We start from the raw sequence: 24,106 nt of genomic DNA on the forward strand, positions 1-24,106 counted from the left end.
GACGGCACGTTGCCGTGTGAGCAGCACATTCGATGCAAGGAGAATCACCGATGAACAACCAACCGCTTAATTGCCATATCCAACCGAATACCCCGTTCGGCGCGATCCTGACGCCGCAGCATCCGGGGCAAAAGATCGGCGAGCTGCCGGTGGCGGCGCTGCGAGCGCTGGCGCAGGAACACCACTTGCTGGTGCTGCGCGGATTCGACTCCGGTTTCAGCGAGGCGGAAGTCCTGACTCGCTATGCCGAACAGTGGGGCGAAATCATGATGTGGCCGTTCGGTGCGGTGCTGGACGTGAAGGAACATCCGGACGCCAAGGATCATATCTTCGACAGCAGCTACGTCCCGCTGCATTGGGATGGCATGTATAAGCCGACCATCCCCGAGTTCCAGCTGTTCCACTGCGTGGCGGCACCCTCTCAGGACGAAGGCGGATGCACCACCTTCGTCGATACCACACGGCTGTTGGCCAATGCGGACGAAGCGCTGCTGGATCAGTGGCTGTCGGTCTCGATCACCTACCGCATCAAGCAGGTGGTGCATTACGGCGGTGAAGTCTGTTCGCCGCTGGTGGTGCAGCACCCGAACGGCAGGGGGTTAATCATGCGCTACAATGAACCGCCGACGGAGGGGAAAAAATTCCTCAACCAGCATGCGCTGGAATATCACGGCGTGCCGGAACAGCAGCAGGAACAGTTCCACCACACCCTGCAGCAGCACCTGTACGATCCGCGTCACTATTATGCTCACCAATGGCAACAGGGTGACGTGGTGGTGGCGGACAACTTCTCGCTGCTGCACGGCCGTGAGGGCTTTACCGCCCGTTCCGCGCGTCATTTGCAGCGCGTGCATATTCAGAGCAACCCGGTGTGCGCCAATCTGGCGCTGAAGCCGGCCAACGCAGAAGCGTAAAGGAGCATTATGGCAAGGATACTGATGGCGGCGGTCGCCACTCCGGGGCACGTTTACCCGATGTTAGCCATCGCTCGCCACCTGATTGCCCAAGGGCATCAGGTGCGGGTGATGACCGGCGCGCTGTTTCGCGAACGCGCCGAGGCGGCGGGCGCGAACTTCGTGCCGTTCGACGCGCAGGTAGATTTCGACTATCGCCACCTGGAAGAGCACTTTCCGGCGCGCGCCGCGCTGCCGCCGGGCAATGCGCAGATGGCGCTGGCGCTGAAGGATTTCTTCGCCGCACCGATCCCGCTGCTGGATCGGCAGCTGCGGGCGGCGATCGCCGCCGAAAAGACCGATCTGCTGATGGTGGAGAACTGCTTCTACGGCGTGCTGCCGCTGCTGCAGTCCGCCGAGCGGCCGCCGGTCTTCGGTATCGGCGTTACGCCGCTGTCGTATTCTTCGCGCGATGCTATTTTTTATGGCCCGCGTATCCCGCCGGCGCTGCTGCCACAGGCGTTGACCCGTGAGCAGCTGGTGGATGAAGAAACGCGCGTGCTGCTCGATGAAGTACAGCAGAGCTTCGATACCGCGCTGGTGCAGGCGGGCGGGCGGGCGCTGGATCGCCCATTCACCGACGCGCTGATCGGCGGCTGCGAGCGTTTCCTGCAGCTGGCTACCACGGCGCTGGAATATGAGCGTGACGATCTGCCGAGCGGCGTGCGCTTCGTCGGCCCGCTGCGCAGCGGCGGCCAGCCGGCGGCGGAAGAGACGCTGTGGGAGACGGATGACCGTCGGCCGTTGGTGATTGTGACACAGGGCACGCTGGCCAATGTCGATCTGCATCAGCTGATCGTACCGACGCTGCAAGCGCTGGCGCATTTGCCGGTGCGAGTGCTGGCCACGACCGGCGGACGGGCGACGGAAGGGCTGATGGAGGCACTGCCGGGCAATGCCAGAGTGCGGGAGTTCATCTCCTTCGAACGCTGGCTGCCGGAGACGGCGCTGCTGATCACCAACGGCGGTTACGGCTCGATCAACTATGCGCTGGACAGCGGCGTGCCGCTGATCGTCGCCGGCACCGGCGAGGACAAGCTGGAGGCGGCCGCGCGCGTGGTGGCCGCCGGCTGCGGCATCAGCCTGCACACCAGCACGCCGACCGCCGAACAGATCCTGGCGGCGGCGACGCGCATTCTGCAACAGCCGATCTATCGGCAACGCGCGGCGCTGGTGCGTGAGGACTATGCCCGCCACGACGCGCTGACGGCGATCGCCAACGAAGTGGCCGCCATTACCGCCTGACCTCGCCGTTCTTCCTTCCTCTGGCGCCGTTTTCGGCGCCTTTTTTCTGCATTTTTTTGCCATGGAAACTGCATGATTATGTACAATCGTCGCAGGCCGCCAAATCGGTTGAATGTTAATCTCACGACAGCGCCGCTGATGAGAACGGAGGAATATCATAATTTTCTAATTATGAAATGAATCCTCTGGCGACGCTGAGGCGGGGCGGTTACCCTGAATCGATAGCCTAATGGGATAGGCGTCAAATCAAGAAGAGAGCAAGTATGAGTGATTCACAAATCCGCATTGCGATTGCGGGCGCCGGCGGCCGGATGGGCCGTCAATTGATCCAGGCGGTGCAGCAGGCGGAAGGCGTGGTGTTGGGGGCGGCGTTGTCGCGCCCGGGTTCCAGCCTGGTCGGCGTCGACGCCGGCGAACTGGCGGGCATCGGCGCGCTGGGCGTCAAGGTGAGCGACAGTCTGGAGAAGGTGGTGAACGAGTTCGATATTTTGATCGACTTCACCCGCCCGGAAAGCACCCGGGGTTACCTGGATTTTTGCGTGGCGCACCACAAGGCGATGGTGATTGGCACTACCGGCTTCGATGACGCCGGCAAACAGGCGATCCGCGATGCGGCGCAGCATATCGGCATCGTGTTCGCCGCCAACTTCAGCGTCGGCGTCAACCTGGTGTTGAAACTGCTGGAGAAGGCCGCGCAGGTGATGGGCGACTATACCGATATCGAAATCGTTGAGGCGCACCACCGCCACAAAGTGGATGCGCCGTCGGGCACGGCGTTGGCCATGGGCGAAGCGATCGCCGGCGCGCTGGGGCGCGACCTGAAAAGCTGCGCGGTCTATGCGCGCGAAGGCCATACCGGCGAACGCGATCCGAAAAGCATCGGCTTTGCCACCATTCGCGCCGGCGACATCGTCGGCGAGCACACCGCGATGTTCGCCGACATCGGTGAACGGGTGGAAATTACCCATAAGGCCTCCAGCCGGATGACTTTTGCCAGCGGCGCGGTGCGTGCGGCTGCCTGGTTGCATAACCGGGATAAAGGTCTGTTTGATATGCGTGATGTGCTGAATCTGGACCAATTATAATTAATTTGCATACCATCGTGATGTGGTTGTATTGATCATAATGCTATGATAATCGGACAATAATTTTATTGTCCTTTTTTTTAACATGAAAAATGAAGTGTTGGTGTGTTTTTGTTTCATTGGTTGTTATTTATTGGTGTTTACCTTGCTGATCATCCCGTTTTTATCCACCAGATCTTATTTCAGCGTCTTTTGGAGCCCATTCTGGCGCCATTTTTCGTCATTCAGCCTCGCAACCGTTTTCTAGCCCCGGTTTTCTGTGTTTTTATCGCCGCTCAAGCCGCATGAGCGGCGAGAACTGCAAAAATAAAACAAAAAACGGCAGTTTGGGTAGACAAGCCGGACACTCATCATTAAAATGCGCCCAATTTGCCAAAAATTGGCCTCGCGGACGGTTTTTGCATTGATTTAGATCGCGATATCTGAATTAATATGCAAATATTGTGATTGATTATTCCTCGGAGGATGTTTTGATAAAGTCAGCGCTATTGGTTCTGGAAGACGGAACCCAATTCCACGGTCGGGCCATCGGGGCAGAGGGAACGGCAGTGGGGGAAGTGGTCTTCAATACGTCGATGACCGGTTATCAAGAAATCCTCACTGATCCTTCCTATTCCCGCCAGATCGTTACTCTTACTTATCCTCATATCGGCAATGTCGGCACCAATGCTTCCGACGAAGAATCCTCCGCAGTACACGCCCAAGGCCTCGTCATTCGTGACCTCCCGCTGATCGCCAGCAACTACCGCAACGAAGAAAGCCTGTCCGACTACCTCAAGCGTCACAACATCGTGGCAATCGCCGATATCGATACCCGTAAATTAACCCGCCTGCTGCGCGAGAAGGGCGCCCAGAACGGCTGCATCATCGCCGCCGACTCGCCGGACGCCGCGCTGGCCCTGGCCAAGGCGCAAGGTTTCCCGGGGTTGAAGGGCATGGATCTGGCGAAAGAGGTCACCACCCAAGAAGCCTACAGCTGGCAGCAAGGCAGCTGGACGCTTGAAGGCGACCTGCCTGAAGCCAAAACCGCCGCGGAACTGCCGTTCCACGTGGTGGCTTACGACTACGGCGCCAAGCGCAACATCCTGCGCATGCTGGTGGATCGCGGCTGCCGCCTGACCGTGGTGCCGGCGCAGACCCCGGCCGACGAGGTGCTGAAAATGAATCCGGACGGCATCTTCCTGTCCAACGGCCCGGGCGATCCGGAGCCATGCGACTACGCCATCGCCGCCATCAAACAGTTCCTGGAAACCGACATTCCGGTGTTCGGCATCTGCCTGGGCCACCAGCTGCTGGCGCTGGCCAGCGGGGCGAAAACCATGAAGATGAAGCTCGGCCACCACGGCGGCAACCACCCGGTGAAGGATCTGGATAACAACACCGTGATGATCACCGCGCAGAACCACGGCTTCGCCGTCGATGAAAACAACCTGCCGGCGAACCTGCGCGTCACGCACAAATCGCTGTTCGACCACACGGTGCAGGGCATTCACCGCACCGACAAAGCGGCGTTCAGCTTCCAGGGTCACCCGGAAGCCAGCCCAGGCCCGCACGATGCCGCGCCGCTGTTCGATCACTTCATCGAACTGATTGAGACTTACCGTTCTAACGCCAAATAATCAGGAGCAGTAAAAAATGCCAAAACGTACAGACATAAAAAGCATCCTGATCCTCGGCGCTGGCCCGATCGTTATCGGCCAGGCGTGTGAGTTCGACTACTCGGGTGCCCAGGCGTGTAAAGCGCTGCGCGAAGAGGGTTACCGCGTCATTCTGGTCAACTCCAACCCGGCGACCATCATGACCGACCCGGAAATGGCCGATGCGACCTATATCGAGCCGATCCACTGGGAAGTGGTGCGCAAGATCATCGAAAAAGAGCGCCCGGATGCGGTGCTGCCGACCATGGGCGGCCAGACGGCGCTGAACTGCGCGCTGGAGCTGGAGCGTCAGGGTGTGCTGGCCGAGTTCGGCGTTACCATGATCGGCGCGACGGCCGATGCGATCGACAAGGCTGAAGACCGTCGCCGTTTCGACGTGGCGATGAAGAAAATCGGTCTGGACACCGCGCGTTCCGGCATTGCGCACACCATGGAAGAAGCGCTGGCGGTAGCCGCTGACGTCGGCTTCCCGTGCATCATCCGCCCTTCCTTTACCATGGGCGGCACCGGCGGCGGCATCGCCTACAACCGTGAAGAGTTCGAAGAGATCTGCGAACGCGGTCTGGACCTGTCGCCGACCAACGAGCTGCTGATCGATGAATCGTTGATCGGTTGGAAAGAGTACGAGATGGAGGTGGTGCGTGATAAGAACGACAACTGCATCATCGTCTGCTCCATCGAAAACTTCGACGCGATGGGCATCCACACCGGCGACTCGATCACCGTCGCACCGGCCCAGACCTTGACCGACAAGGAATACCAAATCATGCGCAACGCTTCGATGGCGGTGCTGCGTGAGATCGGCGTCGAAACCGGCGGCTCCAACGTGCAGTTCTCGGTCAACCCGAAAACCGGCCGCCTGATCGTTATCGAAATGAACCCGCGCGTGTCGCGCTCTTCGGCGCTGGCGTCGAAAGCCACCGGCTTCCCTATCGCCAAGATCGCCGCCAAGCTGGCGGTGGGCTACACCCTCGATGAGCTGATGAACGACATCACCGGCGGCCGCACCCCGGCATCGTTCGAACCGTCCATCGACTACGTCGTGACCAAGATCCCGCGCTTCAACTTCGAGAAGTTCGCCGGCGCCAACGATCGCCTGACCACCCAGATGAAGTCGGTCGGCGAAGTGATGGCCATCGGCCGCACCCAGCAGGAGTCGCTGCAAAAAGCGCTGCGCGGCCTGGAAGTGGGCGCTACCGGCTTCGACCCGAAAGTCAGCCTGGACGATCCGGAAGCGCTGACCAAGATCCGCCGCGAGCTGAAAGACGCCGGCTCTGACCGCATCTGGTACATCGCCGACGCCTTCCGCGCCGGTTTGTCGGTTGACGGCGTCTTCAACCTGACCAACGTCGACCGCTGGTTCCTGGTGCAGATTGAAGAGCTGGTGCGCTTGGAAGAGCAGGTGGCCGACGCGGGCATCAACGGCCTGAACAAAGCGTTCCTGCGCACCCTGAAACGCAAGGGCTTCGCCGATGCGCGTCTGGCCAAGCTGGCCGGCGTCGCCGAGAGCGAAATTCGCAAGCTGCGCCACAGCCACGGCCTGCATCCGGTGTACAAGCGCGTGGATACCTGCGCGGCGGAATTCGCCACCGACACCGCCTACATGTACTCCACCTATGAAGAAGAGTGCGAGTCCAACCCGACCAACGACCGGCCGAAAGTGATGGTGCTGGGCGGCGGGCCGAACCGTATCGGCCAGGGCATCGAGTTCGACTACTGCTGCGTGCACGCCTCGCTGGCGCTGCGCGAAGACGGCTACGAGACCATCATGGTCAACTGTAACCCGGAAACCGTCTCCACCGACTACGACACCTCCGACCGTCTGTACTTTGAGCCGGTGACCCTGGAAGACGTGCTGGAAATCGTGCGCATCGAGAAGCCGAAGGGCGTGATCGTGCAGTACGGCGGCCAGACCCCGCTGAAGCTGGCGCGCGAGCTGGAAGCTGCGGGCGTGCCGATCATCGGCACCAGCCCGGATGCCATTGACCGCGCCGAAGACCGCGAGCGCTTCCAGCAGGCGGTCAACCGTCTGGGCCTGAAGCAGCCGGCCAACGCCACCGTCACCGCCATCGAGCAGGCGGTGGAGAAGGCGGCGGGCATCGGCTATCCGCTGGTGGTGCGCCCTTCCTACGTGCTGGGCGGCCGGGCGATGGAGATCGTCTATGACGAAACCGACCTGCGCCGTTACTTCCAGACTGCGGTCAGCGTGTCCAACGATGCGCCGGTGCTGCTGGACCGCTTCCTGGACGACGCGGTGGAAGTGGACGTCGACGCCATCTGCGACGGCGAGCGCGTGCTGATTGGCGGCATCATGGAGCACATCGAGCAGGCGGGCGTGCACTCCGGCGACTCCGCGTGTTCGCTGCCGGCGTACACCCTGAGCCAGGAAATTCAGGACGTGATGCGTCGCCAGGTGGAAAAACTGGCGTTCGAGCTGCAGGTACGCGGCCTGATGAACGTGCAGTTCGCGGTGAAAGACAACGAAGTCTACCTGATTGAAGTGAACCCGCGCGCCGCGCGTACCGTGCCGTTCGTGTCCAAAGCGACCGGCGTGCCGTTGGCCAAAGTGGCCGCGCGCGTGATGGCGGGCAAAACGCTGGTTGAGCAGGGCGTGACCGAAGAAATTATCCCGCCGTACTACTCGGTAAAAGAGGTGGTGCTGCCGTTCAACAAATTCCCGGGCGTCGACCCGATTCTGGGGCCGGAAATGCGCTCTACCGGGGAAGTGATGGGCGTGGGCCGCACTTTCGCGGAAGCCTTCTCCAAAGCGATGCTGGGCAGTAACTCGGGCATGAAAAAGCAGGGCCGCGCGCTGCTGTCGGTGCGTGAAGGCGACAAGGCTCGCGTGGTCGATTTGGCCGCCAGCCTGCTGAAGCAGGGCTTCGAGCTGGACGCCACCCACGGCACCGCGGTGGTGCTGGGCGAAGCGGGCATCAACCCGCGCCTGGTCAACAAGGTGCACGAAGGGCGTCCGCACATTCAGGACCGTATCAAGAACGGCGAGTACACCTACATTGTCAACACCACGGCCGGCCGTCAGGCGATTGAAGACTCCAAGCTGATTCGCCGCAGCGCCCTGCAGTACAAGGTGCACTACGACACCACGCTGAACGGCGGCTTTGCCACCGCGATGGCGCTGAAAGCGGATCCGACCGAGCAGGTCACGTCGGTGCAGGAAATGCACGCGCGCATCGGCAAATAACCGCGCGATAACGCTACGCCAGGGGCGCTGCAGATGCAGCGCCCTTTTTTATTCAGCGAATTTGTCGGCTGGCGTTAAAAATTTCCGCTATCAATCAGTGGGCAAACTGTCACCCTGTGTGATTGGTATATGCTTGGTGTATTGGCAAGGAACGAAGGAACGACGATAACAATGATTCTGATAATTTATGCTCACCCGTATCCCCGGCATTCGCATGCCAACCAGCGCCTGCTGCAGGCGGTGAGGGATCTCCCCGAGGTAGAGGTGCGCTCGCTGTATGAGCTGTACCCCGATTTCAATATCGACATCAACGCCGAGCAGCGGGCGCTGGAGCGCGCCGACCTGGTGGTGCTGCAGCATCCGATGCAGTGGTACAGCTTCCCGCCGCTGTTGAAGCTGTGGATCGACAAAGTGCTGGAGCACGGCTGGGCCTACGGCCACGACGGCAACGCGCTGGTGGGGAAAGACTGCCTGTGGGCGGTGACCAGCGGCGGCGACGAGCACCACTTCGAGCTGGGCGACTTTCCCAACTTCGCCGCGCTGGCGCAGCCGCTGCAGGCCACGGCGATTTACTGCGGCATGAACTGGCAGCCTTTTTTCGCTCTGCATAACACCTTTACCTGCAACGAACCGGCGCTGCTCGCCGCCGGCGAAGCCTACCGGCAGCGGTTGGTTGACTACCTGATGGAACATGCCGAAGCGGAAACACGGGAGGCCAGCCATGGATAACCACCACATGATGATCGAGGGGCTGATCTACCTCGGCTCCGCCGCGCTGTTTGTGCCGATCGCGGTGCGACTGGGGCTGGGCTCGGTGCTCGGCTACCTGATTGCCGGCTGCATCATTGGCCCCTGGGGGCTGAAGCTGGTGTCGGATGCCGAGTCGATCCTGACCTTCGCCGAGATCGGCGTGGTGCTGATGCTGTTTATCATCGGCCTGGAGCTGGATCCCAAGCGGCTGTGGACGCTGCGCGCCTCGGTGTTCGGCGGCGGCAGCATTCAGATGGTGGGCTGCGGCCTGGCGCTGAGCGCCTTCTGTTACTTCCTGGGCCTCAACTGGAAGGTGGCGCTGTTGATTGGCCTGACGCTGGCGCTCTCATCCACCGCCATCGCCATGCAGGCGATGAGCGAACGCAACCTGACGCCGTCGCCGATCGGCCGCAGCGCATTTGCGGTGCTGCTGTTCCAGGATATCGCGGCGATCCCGCTGGTGGCGATGATCCCGCTGCTGGCCAGCAGCGGCGCCACCACCACGCTGGGCGCTTTCGTGCTGTCGGCGGCCAAGGTGGTGGGCGCGTTGACGATAGTGATACTGCTCGGCCGCTACGTCACCCGCCCGCTGCTGCACTTCGTCGCTCGTTCGGGCATGCGCGAGGTGTTCAGCGCCGTGGCGCTGTTCCTGGTGTTCGGTTTCGGCATCCTGCTGGAGATGGCCGGGCTGTCGATGGCGATGGGGGCATTCCTCGCCGGGGTGCTGTTGGCGAGCTCGGAATACCGCCACGCGCTGGAGAGCGATATTCAGCCGTTCAAGGGGCTGCTGCTGGGGCTGTTCTTTATCGGCGTCGGCATGTCGATCGACTTCGGCACGCTGTTCCATCACCCGCTGCTGATCGCCTCGCTGCTGCTGGGCTTTATGCTGATCAAGGCGGCGCTGCTGTGGCTGATTGGGCCGCTGCTCGGCGTGCCGAAGCGCCAGCGCGGCCTGTTCGCCATTCTGCTGGGGCAGGGCAGTGAATTCGCCTTCGTGATCTTCAGCGCCGCGCAGCTGGCCGGCGTCCTGCCGGTCGAATGGGCCAAGTCGCTGACGCTGGCGGTGGCGCTGTCGATGGCGGCCACGCCGCTGCTGCTGGTGATCGCCGCGCAGCTGGAGAAAAATGCGCCGAAAGAGGAGCGCCCGGCTGACGTTATCGACGACGAGAATGCCAGCGTGATCATCGCCGGCTTCGGCCGTTTCGGTCAGATCGCCGGCCGCTTGCTGTTGGCCAACGGCGTACACACCGTGGTACTGGATCACGATCCGGACCATATCGAGACGCTGCGCAAATTCGACACCAAGGTGTTCTACGGCGACGCCACGCGCGCCGATTTGCTGGAGGCCGCCGGCGCCGCCAACGCCAAGGTGCTGATCAACGCCATCGACGACGTGGAAGACAGCCTGGCGTTAACCGAGCTGGCCAGGCAGCACTTCCCGCATCTGAAGGTGGTGGCGCGAGCGCGCGACGTCGATCACTGGTATCAGCTGCGGCAGCTGGGGGTGGAAAAACCGGAGCGCGAAACCTTTGAAAGCTCACTGCGCATCGGCCGTGAAACGCTTGAGCTGCTGGGGCTGGACGCCTATGAGGCGCGCGAGAAGGCGGATACGTTCCGCCGCTATAACCTGAAGATGCTGGAAGACACGCTGGAGAATTATCAGGACACCGAGTTCCGCATCGCCAGCCTGCAGCGGGCCAAGGAGATGCTCAGCGCGGCCATCGAGCAGGATCAGAATCGGCTGGCGCGGGTGCAGCAGACCGGCTGGCGCGGCAGTATCGACGGCAAGGCGCCGGAGGATGAAGTGGTGGAAGCTAAAGGATAAGAGTAGGGGCGCCAGATCGGCGCCCCTTTTTTTGCTTAGCTCAGTGCGACCTTGATGCCCAAGGCGATCAGCATACCGCCCAGCAGCTTGTCGACGATCTTCTGGGTCTTTTCCAACCCGCGGCGCACCGGCCCGCTCTGGATCAGGAACACCAGCAGCGGCCACCAGATGACCGACAGGCCGAGAATAATCCCCGCGTACCACAGCTTGTCGCCCAGGCCGGAATCGATCTGCAGCACCTGGGTGAATACCGCCAGGAAGAACAGGGTGGCTTTCGGGTTCAGCAGGTTGCACAGGTAGCCTTGCGCAAAGGCGCTCTTCAGGCTGACCTGCTGCTGCGGCAGATTGCTGACGTTCATCTTACCGCCGCCGCGCGACAGCAGCGCCTGGATGCCGATCCACACCAGATACACCGCCCCGGCGTATTTCAGCAGGTTGAACAACCACGGCGTGGTGGTGATCACCACCGCCAGCCCGGCGACGCAGTAGGACATGTGGGTAGCGACGCCGCAGATCACGCCAAAGGCGGTCATCATGGCGGCCAGCCGCGGATAGCGGGCGGCGTTTTTGATCACCAGGAAAAAATCCGGGCCGGGGGAGAGCATGCCGAGGGCGGCAATGCCGGCGACGAACAGCGAAGTTTCAAGCATGGGAGCGTCTCGCGCAAAAGACAGAGTTCTGGCGATAATAACGCCGCTTCCTCTGATGCGCATCAACCCAATGAGGTATTGTTAGGCTCTATGATAATTATTCATCTACCGCCAGCGACGGAGCCCTATGCAGCAGACTAACGCCACAGACATGCCGGAACCGCACCGGCAACAGCGTGAAATAACCCGCCTGTGCATTCAATGCGCGCTGCTGCTGTTGCAGCACGGCGCTGAGAGCACGGTGGTGGAACAGCTGTCGACCCGCCTGGGGCTGGCGCTGGGGATGGACAGCGTGGAAAGCTCGATCTCCGCCAATGCGGTGGTGTTGACCACCCTCAGCCACGGCGCCTGTCTGACCACCACCCGCAAGAACGTCGATCGCGGCATCAATATGCAGGTGGTGACCGAAGTGCAGCATATCGTGATCCTCGCCGAGCACCACCTGGCGGATGCGCACGACGTGGCGCGCCGTTTTGACCGGATCCGGCCGTTGCGCTACCCGCGCTGGCTGGTGGTGCTGATGGTGGGGTTGTCCTGCGGGTGCTTCAGCATGCTCAACGGTGGCGGCGCTGACGCCTTCCTGGTGACCTTTATCGCCAGCGGCACGGCGATGCTGGTGCGCCAAATTCTCACCGCCCGCCATATGAATCCGCTGATCAATTTTTGCCTGACGGCGTTTGTCGCGACGTCGATCTCCGGGCTGCTGCTGCGCCTGCCGGCGTTTAAGGACACCTCGAGCGTGGCGATGGCCGCCAGCGTGCTGTTGCTGGTGCCGGGCTTCCCGCTGATCAACGCGGTGGCCGATATGTTCAAGGGGCACGTCAATACCGGGCTGGCGCGCTGGGCGATGGCCAGCCTGCTGACGCTGGCGACCTGCATCGGGGTGGTGATGGCGATGTCGCTGTGGGATCTGCGGGGGTGGTCATGAGTCTGCTGTGGGCCTTGTTGCAGGAGATGTTGTTGGCGGCGGTGCCGGCGCTGGGCTTCGCCATGGTGTTCAACGTGCCGCTGCGCGCGCTGCGTTATTGCGCGTTGCTTGGGGCCATCGGGCGCGGTTCGCGCATGCTGATGATGCACGGCGGCATGAACATCGAGTGGGCCTCGCTGCTGGCGGCGATCCTGATCGGTATCATCGGTATCTACTGGTCGCGCTGGCTGCTGGCGCACCCGAAGGTGTTCACCGTGGCGGCGGTGATCCCGATGTTCCCCGGCATTTCCGCCTATACCGCGATGATAACTGTGGTAGAGATCTCACATTTGGGCTACAGCGAAGCCTTGATGGAGACCATGATCACCAACTTCCTCAAGGCCAGTTTCATCGTCGGTGCGTTGTCGATCGGCCTGTCGCTGCCGGGTCTGTGGCTGTACCGCAAACGCCCCGGCGTGTGAAATTTCCCGGCGGGAGATCGTTGGTTATTAGATATGCTGATAAGAGCTATCTTATATATTCATCTTGCTTGATTAGCCTATCGACGGCACTCAGGCCTTTACGTATAGTGTCACCAATTTTGCTGCCTACACAGGGTTAAACAATGATTATCAGCCTGATCGCTGCCTTGGCGGCGGATCGCGTTATTGGCATGGAAAACGCCATGCCGTGGCACCTGCCGGCGGACCTTGCGTGGTTTAAACGCAACACGTTGAATAAGCCGGTTATTATGGGCCGCAAGACCTTCGAGTCCATCGGCCGCCCGCTGCCGGGCCGCCACAATATCGTTTTGAGCAGCCGTCCGGGCAGCGAAGCCGGGGTGACCTGGGTGACCTCGATGGATGAAGCGCTGGCCGCCGCCGGCGACGTGGAAGAAGTGATGGTGATCGGCGGTGGGCGTATCTATACCCAGCTGCTGCCGCGCGCCGATCGCCTGTACCTGACGCACATCGACGCCGAGGTCGGCGGCGATACCCACTTCCCGGATTACGAGCCGGACGAGTGGGAAACCACGTTCAGCGAGTTCCACGACGCTGACGATCTGAACTCGCACAGCTACTGCTTCGAGATCCTGCAGCGCCGCTGATTTCAGCGCGTTAGCCAACTCTCCCCGGGGGCGCAAGCAATTGCGCCCCCGGCCTTTTTGCGCCAGTCGTCCGTAACCTTTCCGTCACATTACCTGATTAGTATGAAGCCCAACTCCGAGCGCCCCGGCAACTCTGGTGAATCTTGACCGCGGCGCCATAACTAAAAAGGTAACCACGCTATGACCAAGCAAATTGAGCAATTAGACGCCGACCGCCTGATCGATCCCACTCGCCGCAAACTGCTGCTCGGCAGCGCCGGCGCCGTCGGCCTGGCCGGCTTTCTCGGCGGCGGCATCTGGTCGGTCTCCGCCGAGGCGTTGGCCGAGGATCTGCCGCCGAACAAACTGCTGGGCTTTCAGGGCATCGCCGCCTCTACCGCCGACGAGGTGACCATCGCACCGGGCTACCGTGCGGAGGTGCTGATCTCCTGGGGGGAGCCGCTGGTGGATGGCGCACCGGCCTTCGATCCGCAGGGCAACAACAGCGCCGCCGATCAGGAAAAACAGTTCGGCGACAATAACGACGGCATGAGTTTCTTCCCGATCGACGATCGCCACGGCGTGATGGCCATCAATAACGAATACGTCAACGAGCAATACCTGTTCGCCCACGGCGGCACCAAGGCCACCAGCCTGGAAGAGGTGCGTAAATCCCAGGCGGCGCACGGTGTTTCCATCGTGGCGGTAAAGCGCGTCGGCGACGGCCAGCGTTGGGAAGTAGAGCGCCCGTCGCGCTATAACCGCCGCATCACCGCCAACACCGACATGCAGTTCAGCGGCCCGGCCGCCGGGCATCCGCTGCTGCAGACCGCCGCCGATCCGAGCGGACGCAAGGTGCTGGGCACCTTCGGCAACTGCGCCAACGGCAAGACGCCGTGGGGCACTTACCTGACCTGCGAAGAAAACTTCGATACCTACTTCGGCACCCGTCAGGCCGATTACCCAACCACGCCGGAACAGAAGCGCTACACGTTGAAGGTCAGCGAGCCGGAGCGTAACTGGCCGGACTATGACGAGCGCTTCGACGTGGCGAAGAACCCCAACGAATTTAACCGCCACGGCTGGATCGTGGAGATCGATCCGCTGAATCCGACTTCGACGCCCATCAAGCACACCGCGCTGGGCCGCTTTAAGCATGAAAATGCGGCGGTGACCGTGGCCAAAGATGGCCGCCTGGTGGTGTACATGGGGGACGACGAGCGCGGCGAGCATATCTATAAGTACGTTTCCAAAGGCGTGGTAGATGCCGCCAACCCGGCCAACAATCGCACGCTGCTGGACGAGGGAACGCTGTACGTGGCGCAGTTCGACGGCGACGACGCCGGCAAGCCGCTGAAGGGCAAAGGGCGCTGGATTGCGCTCGAGTTCGGCAAGAACGGCCTGACGCCGGAGAACGGCTTCCGCGATGAGGCCGAAGTGCTGATCTTCGCCCGCAAGGCGGCGCAGCAGGTCGGCGCCACCAAAATGGATCGTCCGGAGTGGATCGCGGTGAACCCGCATGACGGCCGCGCTTACTGCACGCTGACCAACAACAGTAAGCGCGGTGAGGAAGGGATGCCGCTGAACGCCGCCAACCCGCGGCCGAACAATATCTATGGCCAGATCATTCGCTGGGACGAAGGCGGTGACGCCACCGCCGGCACCTTTGCCTGGGACATGTATGCGCTGTGTGGCAACCCGATTGCCCACCCGGAAGGCGTCAACCGCGGCACGCCGAACATCACGGCGGACAACACGTTCAACAGCCCGGACGGGCTGGGCTTCGATCGCGCCGGCCGCCTGTGGATCCTCACCGACGGCAAGTACAGCAACAAGGGGGATTACGTCGGGCAGGGCAACAACCAGATGCTGGTGGGCGATCCGGTCAGCGGCGAAATTCGCCGTTTCATGGTGGGGCCGAAGTCCTGCGAACTGACCGGCATCACCTTCACTCCGGACTACAAGACGATGTTCGTCAACGTGCAGCATCCGGGAGAAGAGGGCGATTCGCACTTCCCGAACAACAGCCCGCGCCCGCGTTCATCGGTATTGATGATCACGCGTGAAGATGGCGGGGTGATTGGGGCGTAAGGCGGTAAAGAGAACCAAGGCGGCCTGGGCCGCCTTTATGTTTGTTTTCAGGACGCGGCCAGTCTGCCGGCGTGGTCAGGCGCTTCGCCACGGTTGGCGGGCTGTGTGAAGTAACGGCGGTCTTCCCAGCGCAGCATCGTCAGATCGCCGCCCCAGCAGCAGCCGGTATCCAGCCCGATCACGCCTTCCGGCGTGCCCTTGCCTTCCAGCGAGGCCCAGTGACCGAAGACGATGGTGTATTCCGGATCCACCAGGCGCGGCAGCTCGAACCACGGCTTCAGCGGCGCCGGCGCGGTGCCCGGCGCATCTTTGCAGATCATGTCGAGCTGGCCGTTGGGGAAGCAGTAGCGCATGCGCGTGAGCGCATTGGTGCTGAAACGCAGGCGCGCCAGGCCGCTCAGTTCCGGCGCCCAGTTGTTCGGCATGTCGCCGTACATGGCGTCGAGAAACAGCGGGTAGCTGTCGCTGCTCAATACCGCTTCCACTTCGCGCGCGCACATTTTCGCGGTGTCGATATCCCACTGCGGGGTGATGCCGGCGTGCGCCATCACCAGCTTTTGCTCATCGTCCACCTGCAGCACCGGTTGGCGACGCAGCCAGTTGATCAGCTCGTCGGCGTCCGGTGCCTCCAGCAGCGGGGTGATGCGATCTTTGGGCTTGTTGCGGCTGATGCCAGCGTAGACCGCCAGCAGGTGCAGATCGTGGTTGCCCAGCACCATGCGCACCGCCGGGCCGAGCGAGCGCACGAAGCGCAGCACGTCCAGCGAGGCGGGGCCGCGCGCCACCAGATCGCCGGTCAGCCACAGCCGATCGCGCTCGGGATCGAAAGCAGCCTGAGCCAGCAGCGACTTCAGTTCATCGTAACAGCCGTGAACGTCGCCGATAAGGTATGTCGACATAATTAATGGATCAGCGTTGGAATGGCTAAGCGAAACACGGGAATAGCGGTGCGGAACGGTTGACCCTGATGGTCCACCATTTCGTAATGGCCTTCCATGGTGCCCAGCGGCGTTTCCAGAATGGCGCCGCTGGTGTACTGAAACTCTCCGCCGGGCGGAATGACAGGCTGTTCGCCGATCACGCCTTCGCCCTGAACTTCGGTTTGGCGGCCGTTGCTGTTGGTGATCAGCCAGTAACGGCCCAGCAGTTGCACGTCGGTCCGCCCCAGATTGCGGATAGTGATGGTATAGGCGAAGACGTAACGCTCTTCTTCAGGGATCGACTGTGATTCCACATAGATGCTCTGAACCTGAATACACACGCGGGGCGAATCAATCATGACAACAACTCCTTATTGCTGCGGCGTCGGATTGGCTGACAGCCAGTTCGCCAGCTTGCAGTACTGCGCCACAGAAATGTTTTCTGCTCTGAGCGAAGGATCGACGCCCAGTTCCGTCAGCTGCTCCGGTGTGAACAGGTCGCCCAGGCTATTGCGGATGGTTTTCCGCCGCTGGTTGAACGCCTGCGTGGTGATGCGGCTCAGCATGCGCACGTCGCCCACCGGGTTCGGCAGCACGCTGTGCGGCACCAGGCGCACCACGGCGGAATCGACCTTCGGCGGCGGCGCGAACGCGGTCGGCGGCACTTCCAGCACCGGAATGACGTTGCAGTAGTACTGCGCCATCACGGTCAAACGCCCGTAGGCCTTGCTGTTCGGGCCGGCCACCAGACGGTTGACCACCTCTTTTTGCAACATAAAGTGCATGTCGCGGATTGCCTGAGTATAGCTGAAAAGGTGGAACATCAGCGGCGTCGAAATATTGTACGGCAGGTTACCAAATACGCGCAGCGGTTGGCCAGCTTCCTCGGCCAGTTCGGCGAAATTCACCGTCATGGCGTCCTGCTGGTGGATGGTCAGCTTGTCTTTCAGCCGCGGGTGGTTCTCCAGCCGGGTGGCCAGATCGCGGTCCAGTTCGATCACCGTCATGCGGTCCATGCGTGCGCCGACCGGCTCGGTCAGGGCGCCGAGGCCGGGGCCGATCTCGACCACCGCTTCGCCCGGCTGCGGGTGAATGGCGGAGACAATGCTATCGATGACAAACTGATCGGTTAAAAAGTTTTGTCCAAAGCGTTTGCGGGCAAAGTGCCCTTGGTGGACTCTGTTATTCATTACAATTAATTATCATTTTAATGGCGAGATTCAGGGCCGTTTGGAAACTGCCGACATCGGCGGTGCCGGTGCCGGCCAGTTCCAGAGCGGTACCGTGGTCGACCGAGGTGCGTATGAAAGGCAAACCGAGGGTGATATTCACCGCGCGGCCGAACCCTTGGTATTTTAGCACCGGCAGCCCCTGATCGTGATACATCGCCAGCACCGCATCGGCATCTTGCAGATATTTGGGCTGGAACAGGGTGTCCGCCGGCAGCGGGCCGACAAGATGGATGCCTTCAGCGCGCAGCGCGTCGAGCGCCGGGATGATGGTGTCTATCTCTTCGTGCCCCATATGGCCGCCTTCCCCGGCGTGGGGATTCAGGCCGCAAACGTAAATGTGCGGCCGGGCGATGCCAAATTTGGTTTTCAGATCGTGGTCGAGGATGCGGATGACTTCGAACAGGCTCTGTTGCGTGATGGCGCCCGGCACCGCCAGCAGCGGCAGGTGGGTGGTCGCCAGCGCCACGCGCAGCTCTTCGGTCGCGAGCATCATCACCACGCGATCGCAGCGGCTGCGATCGGCAAAGAATTCGGTATGGCCGATAAACGGCACGCCGGCGTCGTTGATCACGCCCTTGTTCACCGGGCCGGTGATCAGCGCAGCGAATTCGCCGTTCAGGCAGCCGTCGCAGGCGCGCGCCAGGGTTTCCACCACGTAGGCACTGTTGCCGACGTTGAGCTCCCCGGCGGTGACCGGGTGAGCGAGCGGAACCGGCAGTACGGTCAGCGTGCCGGCGCGTTGCGCTTCGGCCGGTTGCTGCGGCTGGTAGTCGCGCAGCGTCAGCGGCAGGCCCAAACGCTTGGCGCGTTCAAGCAGCAGGGCCGGATCGGCGCACACCACCAGCTCAACAGGCCAATCCTGTTGCGCCAGCGCTGCCACCAAATCCGGCCCTACCCCGGCGGGTTCGCCGGGGGTAATGACGACGCGTTTATTGCTGTGCATCGCTGCCATCGAGGATCTTCACGTAAGCCTGGGCGCGCTGTTCCTGCATCCAGGTCTGCGCTTCTTCGGCGAACTTACGGTTGAACAGCATGCGGTAAGCGCGATCTTTTTGCGCGGCGTCGGTCTTATCCACCTGGCGGGTATCCAGCAGCTGGATCAGGTGCCAACCGAAGGAAGAGTGGACCGGCGCGCTGATTTCACCCTTGCTCAGCTTCAGCAACGCATCGCGGAAGGCCGGATCGTAGATGTCCGGGGAAGCCCAGCCCAGATCGCCGCCCTGCATGGCGGAACCTGGATCCTGCGACAGCTGTTTGGCTTCGTCGGCAAACTTGGCGCGGCCGCTCTTGATCGCTTCCGCAACGGATTGCAGCTTGGCGCGCGCCTGATCGTCGGTCAGCACCACCGAAGGTTTCAGCAGGATGTGACGGGCGTGCACTTCGGTAACCGACACCGACTGGCTCGCGCCGCGGATGTCGTTCACTTTCAGGATGTGGAAGCCGACGCCGGAACGGATTGGGCCGACGACGTCGCCTTTCTTGGCGCTCACCAGACGTTCCGCGAACAGGGTCGGGATCTCTTGCAGCTTGCCCCAGCCCATGTTGCCGCCTTTCAGCGCCTGAGAGTCGGCGGAGTAGGTGATCGCCAGCTTGCCGAAGTCGGCGCCGCTGTTGATCTCACCCACCAGGCGTTTGGCCAGCTCTTCGGCTTTGTCGACCTGCTGCTGAGACGGGTTCTCCGGCAGCGGGATCAGGATGTGGCTGATGTTCATTTCGGTGTCGCTGCCGTTCTGCGCGCCCACCTGTTTGGCCAGCGAGTCCACTTCCTGCGGCAGGATGGTGACGCGGCGGCGCACTTCGTTGTTACGCACTTCGGAGATCAGCATCTCTTTGCGGATCTGCGAACGGTAGGTGTTGTAGTTCAACCCTTCGTACGACAGGCGGCTGCGCAGCTGATCGACGCTCATCTTGTTTTGTGCGGCGATATTGGCGATCGCTTTATCCAGATCGGCGTCGGACACGGTGATGCCCATTTTCTTGGCCATCTGCAGCTGGATGTTATCCATGATCAGGCGTTCGATGATCTGATGGCGCAGCGTCTTGTCGTCCGGCAGCTGTTGGCCGGCCTGCTGGGCGTTGAGCTTCACTGACTGCAACAGACCGTTGACGTCGCTTTCGAGTACCACGCCGTTATCCACGACGGCGGCGACTTTATCCACTTCTTGGGGTGCTGCGAACGCGGCATTGGCGCAAACCACCAATCCGAGAATAAGCGTTCTCCAGTTCTTCATACATTTCCCATTATGTAATCCGCAAATGCGGGTGAAAGTTCTCGTTTTCAAAGTGTTGCAAAGCGTCAGAATGCGCGCTGATACGGCAGAATGCCGGAGCGCAGCATTTCTGCGGAGCCGAGACTATGATCGCTGCTCAGGCCGCGCAGTTCGACGTTGAACGAAACTCTGTTGTCGTAAACGCTGGTATTGTTGCTGTTGTTCCAGTCGGTGATCTTGCGCTCATAGCCCAGGGTCACTGCCCAGCAGCAGGTGTTGTACTTCAGCCCCACCAGCTGATCGGCGGATTGTTTGGCGCGGGTGTCGTAATAATACGCCCCGACCACCGCCCAACGATCGGCGATCGGCCAGCTGCCGGTGATGCCCACCTGCGAGATGCCGTCCTGGAAGGCCGGAACCGTTTTGGTGTTCAACGCCGTCTGGATATATTCCGGCGTGGCGTAACGGTAGTTCAGCTGCACCACGCGCTCGGCATCCTGGCGGTATTCCACCACGCCGTTGCCCAGCGAGACGCTGTTCAGGCGGGTGTCGTACTGCAGGCCGCCGCGCAGGCCCCAACGATCGTCGATTTTCCAATAGGTATCGCCGGCCCAGGCCACGCTGCCGGTATCGTCGTTGTTGTCGTACCCGGTTACCTGGTCGCCGGTGCGCGAACGGCTGAAGTAGTAGATTTGACCCACGGAAGCGTTAAAACGTTCAACCAGCGCGTCATCATAAATGCGGGTGGTCAAACCGGTGGAGACGCGGTTCTGCGAAGCGATGCGATCCAGGCCGCTGTAGGTGCGGTCGCGGAACAGGCCGGAGTAGTCGGTCTGCAGCAGCGTGGTGTCGTAGGTGTAGATGTTGCTCTGGTCGCGGTACGGCACGTACAGGTACTGCACGCGCGGCTCCAGCGTCTGGGTGGCGCCTTCGGCCCAGATCATCGGTCGTTCGAATACCAGCTTGCCGTCAACCTTGAACTGCGGCAGTACGCGGTTGACCGAGTCATCAAGTTCCGGTGCAGCGACGCCTTTACGGCTCTGGTAGTTGGCGGCGAAACCGTCAGGAATATCCTGCTGGTAATGGGTCGCCATCACCTTGGCTTCGGTGTTCAGGCTGGCCCAGCCGTTGGTCAACGGCAGGTTGAGCGTCGGCTCCATATGCAGACGGGTGGCGTCCGGGCTGTATGGGTTGACGCTGGTGAACTTGGCCGCCTGACCGTAGATATGGAAGTCGAACGGGCCGAGGTCGTTCTTGTAGTAGTTCAGATCCAGCTGTGGCTGGACTTTATACGAGTCCGACTGTGAACGATCGGTGTCGTCGTAAATCTGGAACTGTTTGGAGCTCAGCGTGGCGTTCCAGTTCTCGTTGGCATAGCCGAGGCTGAATTTCTGCGTGGCGTAGCCGTCAGTGGTGGAGCCGTACTTGGAGTCCAGGTCGGTGAAGTATTTAGAGTCGCTGACCTTGGTATAGTCGACGTTGAAGCGCCACACCTGATCCATGACGCCGTTGTGGTTCCAGTAGAACAACCAGCGTTTGTTGTCGTCATGATCTTTGCCGTATTCCTTGTCGTCCGGCAGCCAGTCGAACTCCATCAGGCCGAGGCCCGGCTGCACCAGATAACGGAACTCGGTCTGCCACTGCAGGCCGCGCTTGGACATATAGTGCGGCGTGATGGTGGCGTCGTAGTTCGGCGCGATGTTCCAGTAGTACGGCAACATGAACTCGAAGCCGTTGTTGCTGCCGTACTTGGCGTTCGGGATCAGGAAGCCGGAACGGCGCTTGTCGCCGACCGGCAGCTGCAGGTACGGGCTGTAGAACACCGGCACGCCGCCGATGCGGAAGCGGGCGTTCCACACTTCCGCCACCTGTTCTTCGCGATCGTGGATCACTTCGGAGCCGACCACGCTCCAGCTGTCGTCGCCCGGCAGGCAGGAGGTAAAGGTGCCGTTTTCCAGAATGGTGTAACGGTTGGCGCCGCGCATCTTCATCTTGTCGGCGTCGCCGCGCCCCTGGCGGCCTACCATCTGGTAGTCGCCTTCATAGACGTCGGTATCTTTGGTGTTCAGGTTCGACCAGGCCTTCGGGCCTTTCAGTTTGATCTGATTGTCGCTGTAGTGCACGTCGCCGGTGGCGGTGACGGTACGCACCGGCTCCGTCTGGCCGGGTTTTTCCGTCTGGTTCAGCTCAACTTCTTTGGCGGTCAGGGTGCTGTTGCCCTGCTCGACGCGCACGTTGCCGCTGAACAGGGCACTTTTCGGGTAGTCGGCGCGCGAGTCATCGGCATTGATCGTCACCGGTTGGCTGTTCGGATCGCCGCTGACCAAAGGCTTGTCGTAAACGGGAACGCCAAGCATGCATTGCTCGGCCAGATCAGCCAGCGCATGCTGACTGTAGAGTGCCGTCCAAATCATCGTGGCCAGCAGTGTTGGGAAACTTTTTTTCATACGCGGTTTTGGTGTTCCGTCATCAGAGGCGTCATGTCCGGCAAACGGTCAGAGACTATATTACTCATCTGCGTTGCGCTAGTGCTAAATCCAGCCGTTTACTTGCGTCGTCGTTAGGCGCAAAGATAAATGACAGGTATGATAATCCAAATTCTAGGAAAAATCGCCTGCACCCTTTCCTGAAGCGAAGGGGAGTGGGCGGCTTTCGGCATGATAATTGAGGAGTATATGCAGTATTGGGGAAAACTGCTCGGCGTCATCGTCGCCATCTGGTCTGGCGCGGGATTCTGGGGTGTAGTTCTGGGGCTGATTATCGGTCATATGATCGATACGGCGCGCAGCAACAAGCGCAGCCGGGGGTTCTTCACCGACCAGCAAACGCGGCAAACGCTGTTTTTCCGCACCACTTTTCAGGTGATGGGCCACCTGACCAAATCCAAAGGACGCGTTACCGAGGCGGATATCCAGATCGCCAGCCTGTTCATGGATCGCCTGCAGCTGCATGGCGAAGCGCGCACCGCGGCGCAGCAGGCGTTCCGCGAGGGCAAACAGAGTCAGTTCCCGCTGCGTGAGACGCTGCAGCAGTTCCGCAGCATCTGTTTTGGCCGCTTCGATTTGATTCGGATGTTTCTGGAAATTCAGATTCAGGCGGCGTTCGCCGACGGCTCGCTGCACCCGAACGAACGCCAGGTGCTGTACGTCATCGCCGAGGAGCTGGGTATTTCGCGCGCGCAGTTCGACCAGTTCCTCAGCATGATGGAAGGTGGGCGCCAGTTCGGCGGCGGTCAGCAGGGCGGATATTCGCAGGGCGGCTATCAGCAGGCTCAGCGCGGCCCGACGCTCGACGACGCGTGCAAGGTGCTCGGCGTGCGCAGCAGCGACGATGCCGCCACCATCAAACGCGCCTACCGTAAACTGATGAGCGAACACCATCCGGATAAGCTGGTGGCGAAAGGCTTGCCGCCGCAGATGATGGAAATGGCCAAGCAGAAAGCGCAGGAGATTCAGGCGGCGTACGACCTGATCAAACGCGAGAAAGGCTTTAAATAACGATACCCGTCATACTTCGAGCTGCAGGTGTGTTGGCTGCCCGCGCTTACCCCGGTCACGTACTTTTTGTACGCTCCCGGGGCTGCGCTTAGTTGCCGCCTTCCTGCAACTCGAATTATTTAGGGTATCCCTGGGTGATGCGCTTAGAAATCCGGCTCGGCGCGAAAGTGCATCGGCGTCTGGAAGGCGGGGTGGGTGATGCGCAGCTCTTGCGCATGCAGCTGCAGCCGCGGCGCCATCGCCTTGGCCTCCGGCGGGGCGTAGAAACCGTCGCCGAGGATCGGATGCCCCAGCGCCAGCATGTGCACCCGCAGCTGGTGCGAGCGGCCGGTGATCGGCGTTAGCTTCACGCGGGTGCTGCCGTCGGCGTCGCGCGACAGCACCCGATACTCCGTTTGCGCCGCTTTGCCGGTGTCAAAACACACTTTCTGCAGCGGCCGGTTCGGCCAATCGCAGATCAGCGGCAAGTCCACCAACCCTTCGTCATGCTCCATATGCCCCCAAACGCGGGCGATATAGGATTTCTTCGGTTCGCGTTCGCGAAACTGACGCTTCAGCTCACGCTCGGCGGCCTTGTTGAGCGCCACCACGATCACCCCGCTGGTGGCCATGTCCAGCCGGTGCACCGATTCGGCGGCCGGATGATCGGCCTGAATACGGGTCATCAGGCTGTCTTTGTTTTCCGGCGCGCGGCCGGGCACCGACAGCAAGCCGCTGGGCTTGTTGACCACCATGATGTGTTCATCCTGATACAGGATGTGCAGCGGGTCCTGCGGGGGATTGTAGGGTTCCAT

The 24,106-nt window shown here is 61.3% G+C and carries 20 protein-coding genes; 12 read left to right on the forward strand and 8 right to left on the reverse strand.

Translation table 11 applies throughout. From position 1 onward, the window contains the following. Nucleotides 1-50 precede the first annotated feature (50 nt). The 7 genes from QOL81_RS13770 (at nucleotide 51) to kefC (ending at nucleotide 10,718) form a co-directional block, all read left to right on the forward strand. On the forward strand, nucleotides 51-914 hold the full coding sequence (locus tag QOL81_RS13770; RefSeq protein ID WP_049272798.1) for a TauD/TfdA dioxygenase family protein: 864 nt from the start codon (nucleotides 51-53) through the stop codon (nucleotides 912-914). A gap of 24 nt (nucleotides 915-938) precedes the next feature. Next, the gene (locus QOL81_RS13775; RefSeq protein WP_060440791.1) at nucleotides 939-2,198 is read left to right on the forward strand and encodes a glycosyltransferase; all 1,260 of its coding nucleotides are present in this window, start codon (nucleotides 939-941) and stop codon (nucleotides 2,196-2,198) included. A gap of 263 nt (nucleotides 2,199-2,461) precedes the next feature. Beyond that, a complete protein-coding gene (dapB, locus tag QOL81_RS13780; RefSeq protein ID WP_060440790.1) occupies nucleotides 2,462-3,283 on the forward strand; it encodes a 4-hydroxy-tetrahydrodipicolinate reductase in 822 nt (273 codons plus the stop codon). A 470-nt stretch (nucleotides 3,284-3,753) separates the two neighbouring features. Further along, entirely contained in the window at nucleotides 3,754-4,902 is a 1,149-nt protein-coding gene (carA, locus tag QOL81_RS13785; protein WP_048232622.1) for a glutamine-hydrolyzing carbamoyl-phosphate synthase small subunit, read from the forward strand. A 16-nt stretch (nucleotides 4,903-4,918) separates the two neighbouring features. After that, nucleotides 4,919-8,143 (forward strand): carbamoyl-phosphate synthase large subunit, encoded by a 3,225-nt coding sequence (gene carB / locus QOL81_RS13790; RefSeq protein WP_033649161.1) that lies wholly within the window; start codon nucleotides 4,919-4,921, stop codon nucleotides 8,141-8,143. A gap of 171 nt (nucleotides 8,144-8,314) precedes the next feature. Beyond that, entirely contained in the window at nucleotides 8,315-8,872 is a 558-nt protein-coding gene (kefF, locus tag QOL81_RS13795; RefSeq protein ID WP_060422413.1) for a glutathione-regulated potassium-efflux system oxidoreductase KefF, read from the forward strand. Beyond that, nucleotides 8,865-10,718, forward strand: a complete 1,854-nt coding sequence (gene kefC, locus QOL81_RS13800; RefSeq protein ID WP_169318042.1) for a glutathione-regulated potassium-efflux system protein KefC — start codon at nucleotides 8,865-8,867, stop codon at nucleotides 10,716-10,718. The genes kefF and kefC overlap by 8 nt, the downstream gene beginning before the upstream one ends. A 35-nt stretch (nucleotides 10,719-10,753) precedes the next feature. On the opposite strand, the gene QOL81_RS13805 is transcribed toward kefC, so the two are convergent. Beyond that, the gene (locus QOL81_RS13805; RefSeq protein WP_015376619.1) at nucleotides 10,754-11,368 is read right to left on the reverse strand and encodes a LysE family translocator; all 615 of its coding nucleotides are present in this window, start codon (nucleotides 11,366-11,368) and stop codon (nucleotides 10,754-10,756) included. Between the two features lie 127 nt (nucleotides 11,369-11,495). Between QOL81_RS13805 and QOL81_RS13810 the strand changes: the two genes are divergently transcribed. The 4 genes from QOL81_RS13810 to QOL81_RS13825 all read left to right on the forward strand — a co-directional run bounded on the left by QOL81_RS13810 (nucleotide 11,496) and on the right by QOL81_RS13825 (nucleotide 15,453). Continuing rightward, nucleotides 11,496-12,296, forward strand: a complete 801-nt coding sequence (locus QOL81_RS13810) for a threonine/serine exporter family protein (RefSeq protein ID WP_060426347.1) — start codon at nucleotides 11,496-11,498, stop codon at nucleotides 12,294-12,296. After that, nucleotides 12,293-12,757, forward strand: coding sequence for a threonine/serine exporter (locus QOL81_RS13815; protein WP_033637072.1), 465 nt, complete (start codon nucleotides 12,293-12,295; stop codon nucleotides 12,755-12,757). The genes QOL81_RS13810 and QOL81_RS13815 overlap by 4 nt, the downstream gene beginning before the upstream one ends. Nucleotides 12,758-12,900: 143 nt before the next feature. Then, complete coding sequence (gene folA / locus QOL81_RS13820) at nucleotides 12,901-13,383, forward strand: type 3 dihydrofolate reductase (protein WP_038873402.1); 483 nt, start codon at nucleotides 12,901-12,903, stop codon at nucleotides 13,381-13,383. A gap of 180 nt (nucleotides 13,384-13,563) precedes the next feature. Continuing rightward, the gene (locus tag QOL81_RS13825; RefSeq protein ID WP_159317639.1) at nucleotides 13,564-15,453 is read left to right on the forward strand and encodes a PhoX family protein; all 1,890 of its coding nucleotides are present in this window, start codon (nucleotides 13,564-13,566) and stop codon (nucleotides 15,451-15,453) included. Nucleotides 15,454-15,500: 47 nt separating this feature from the next. On the opposite strand, the gene apaH is transcribed toward QOL81_RS13825, so the two are convergent. The 6 genes from apaH to lptD form a co-directional block, all read right to left on the reverse strand. Next, nucleotides 15,501-16,352, reverse strand: coding sequence for a bis(5'-nucleosyl)-tetraphosphatase (symmetrical) ApaH (gene apaH, locus QOL81_RS13830; protein WP_070915014.1), 852 nt, complete (start codon nucleotides 16,350-16,352; stop codon nucleotides 15,501-15,503). A 2-nt stretch (nucleotides 16,353-16,354) separates the two neighbouring features. Then, nucleotides 16,355-16,732 (reverse strand): Co2+/Mg2+ efflux facilitator ApaG/CorD, encoded by a 378-nt coding sequence (gene apaG, locus QOL81_RS13835; RefSeq protein WP_016929119.1) that lies wholly within the window; start codon nucleotides 16,730-16,732, stop codon nucleotides 16,355-16,357. Between the two features lie 12 nt (nucleotides 16,733-16,744). After that, nucleotides 16,745-17,563, reverse strand: coding sequence for a 16S rRNA (adenine(1518)-N(6)/adenine(1519)-N(6))-dimethyltransferase RsmA (gene rsmA / locus QOL81_RS13840; protein WP_060422426.1), 819 nt, complete (start codon nucleotides 17,561-17,563; stop codon nucleotides 16,745-16,747). Further along, entirely contained in the window at nucleotides 17,556-18,548 is a 993-nt protein-coding gene (gene pdxA / locus QOL81_RS13845; protein WP_033649277.1) for a 4-hydroxythreonine-4-phosphate dehydrogenase PdxA, read from the reverse strand. The genes rsmA and pdxA overlap by 8 nt, the downstream gene beginning before the upstream one ends. Next, a complete protein-coding gene (surA, locus tag QOL81_RS13850; RefSeq protein ID WP_048232625.1) occupies nucleotides 18,535-19,836 on the reverse strand; it encodes a peptidylprolyl isomerase SurA in 1,302 nt (433 codons plus the stop codon). The genes pdxA and surA overlap by 14 nt, the downstream gene beginning before the upstream one ends. Nucleotides 19,837-19,901: 65 nt before the next feature. After that, entirely contained in the window at nucleotides 19,902-22,262 is a 2,361-nt protein-coding gene (gene lptD, locus QOL81_RS13855; protein ID WP_060422429.1) for an LPS assembly protein LptD, read from the reverse strand. A 228-nt stretch (nucleotides 22,263-22,490) separates the two neighbouring features. Between lptD and djlA the strand changes: the two genes are divergently transcribed. Further along, nucleotides 22,491-23,312, forward strand: a complete 822-nt coding sequence (djlA, locus tag QOL81_RS13860) for a co-chaperone DjlA (protein WP_015376627.1) — start codon at nucleotides 22,491-22,493, stop codon at nucleotides 23,310-23,312. 143 nt (nucleotides 23,313-23,455) lie between these two features. Here djlA and rluA read toward each other — a convergent pair whose 3' ends face one another. Continuing rightward, on the reverse strand, nucleotides 23,456-24,106 hold the full coding sequence (rluA, locus tag QOL81_RS13865; protein WP_147839726.1) for a bifunctional tRNA pseudouridine(32) synthase/23S rRNA pseudouridine(746) synthase RluA: 651 nt from the start codon (nucleotides 24,104-24,106) through the stop codon (nucleotides 23,456-23,458).

Source organism: Serratia sp. CC22-02, from assembly GCF_900182895.1.
GTDB lineage: Bacteria > Pseudomonadota > Gammaproteobacteria > Enterobacterales > Enterobacteriaceae > Serratia > Serratia nevei.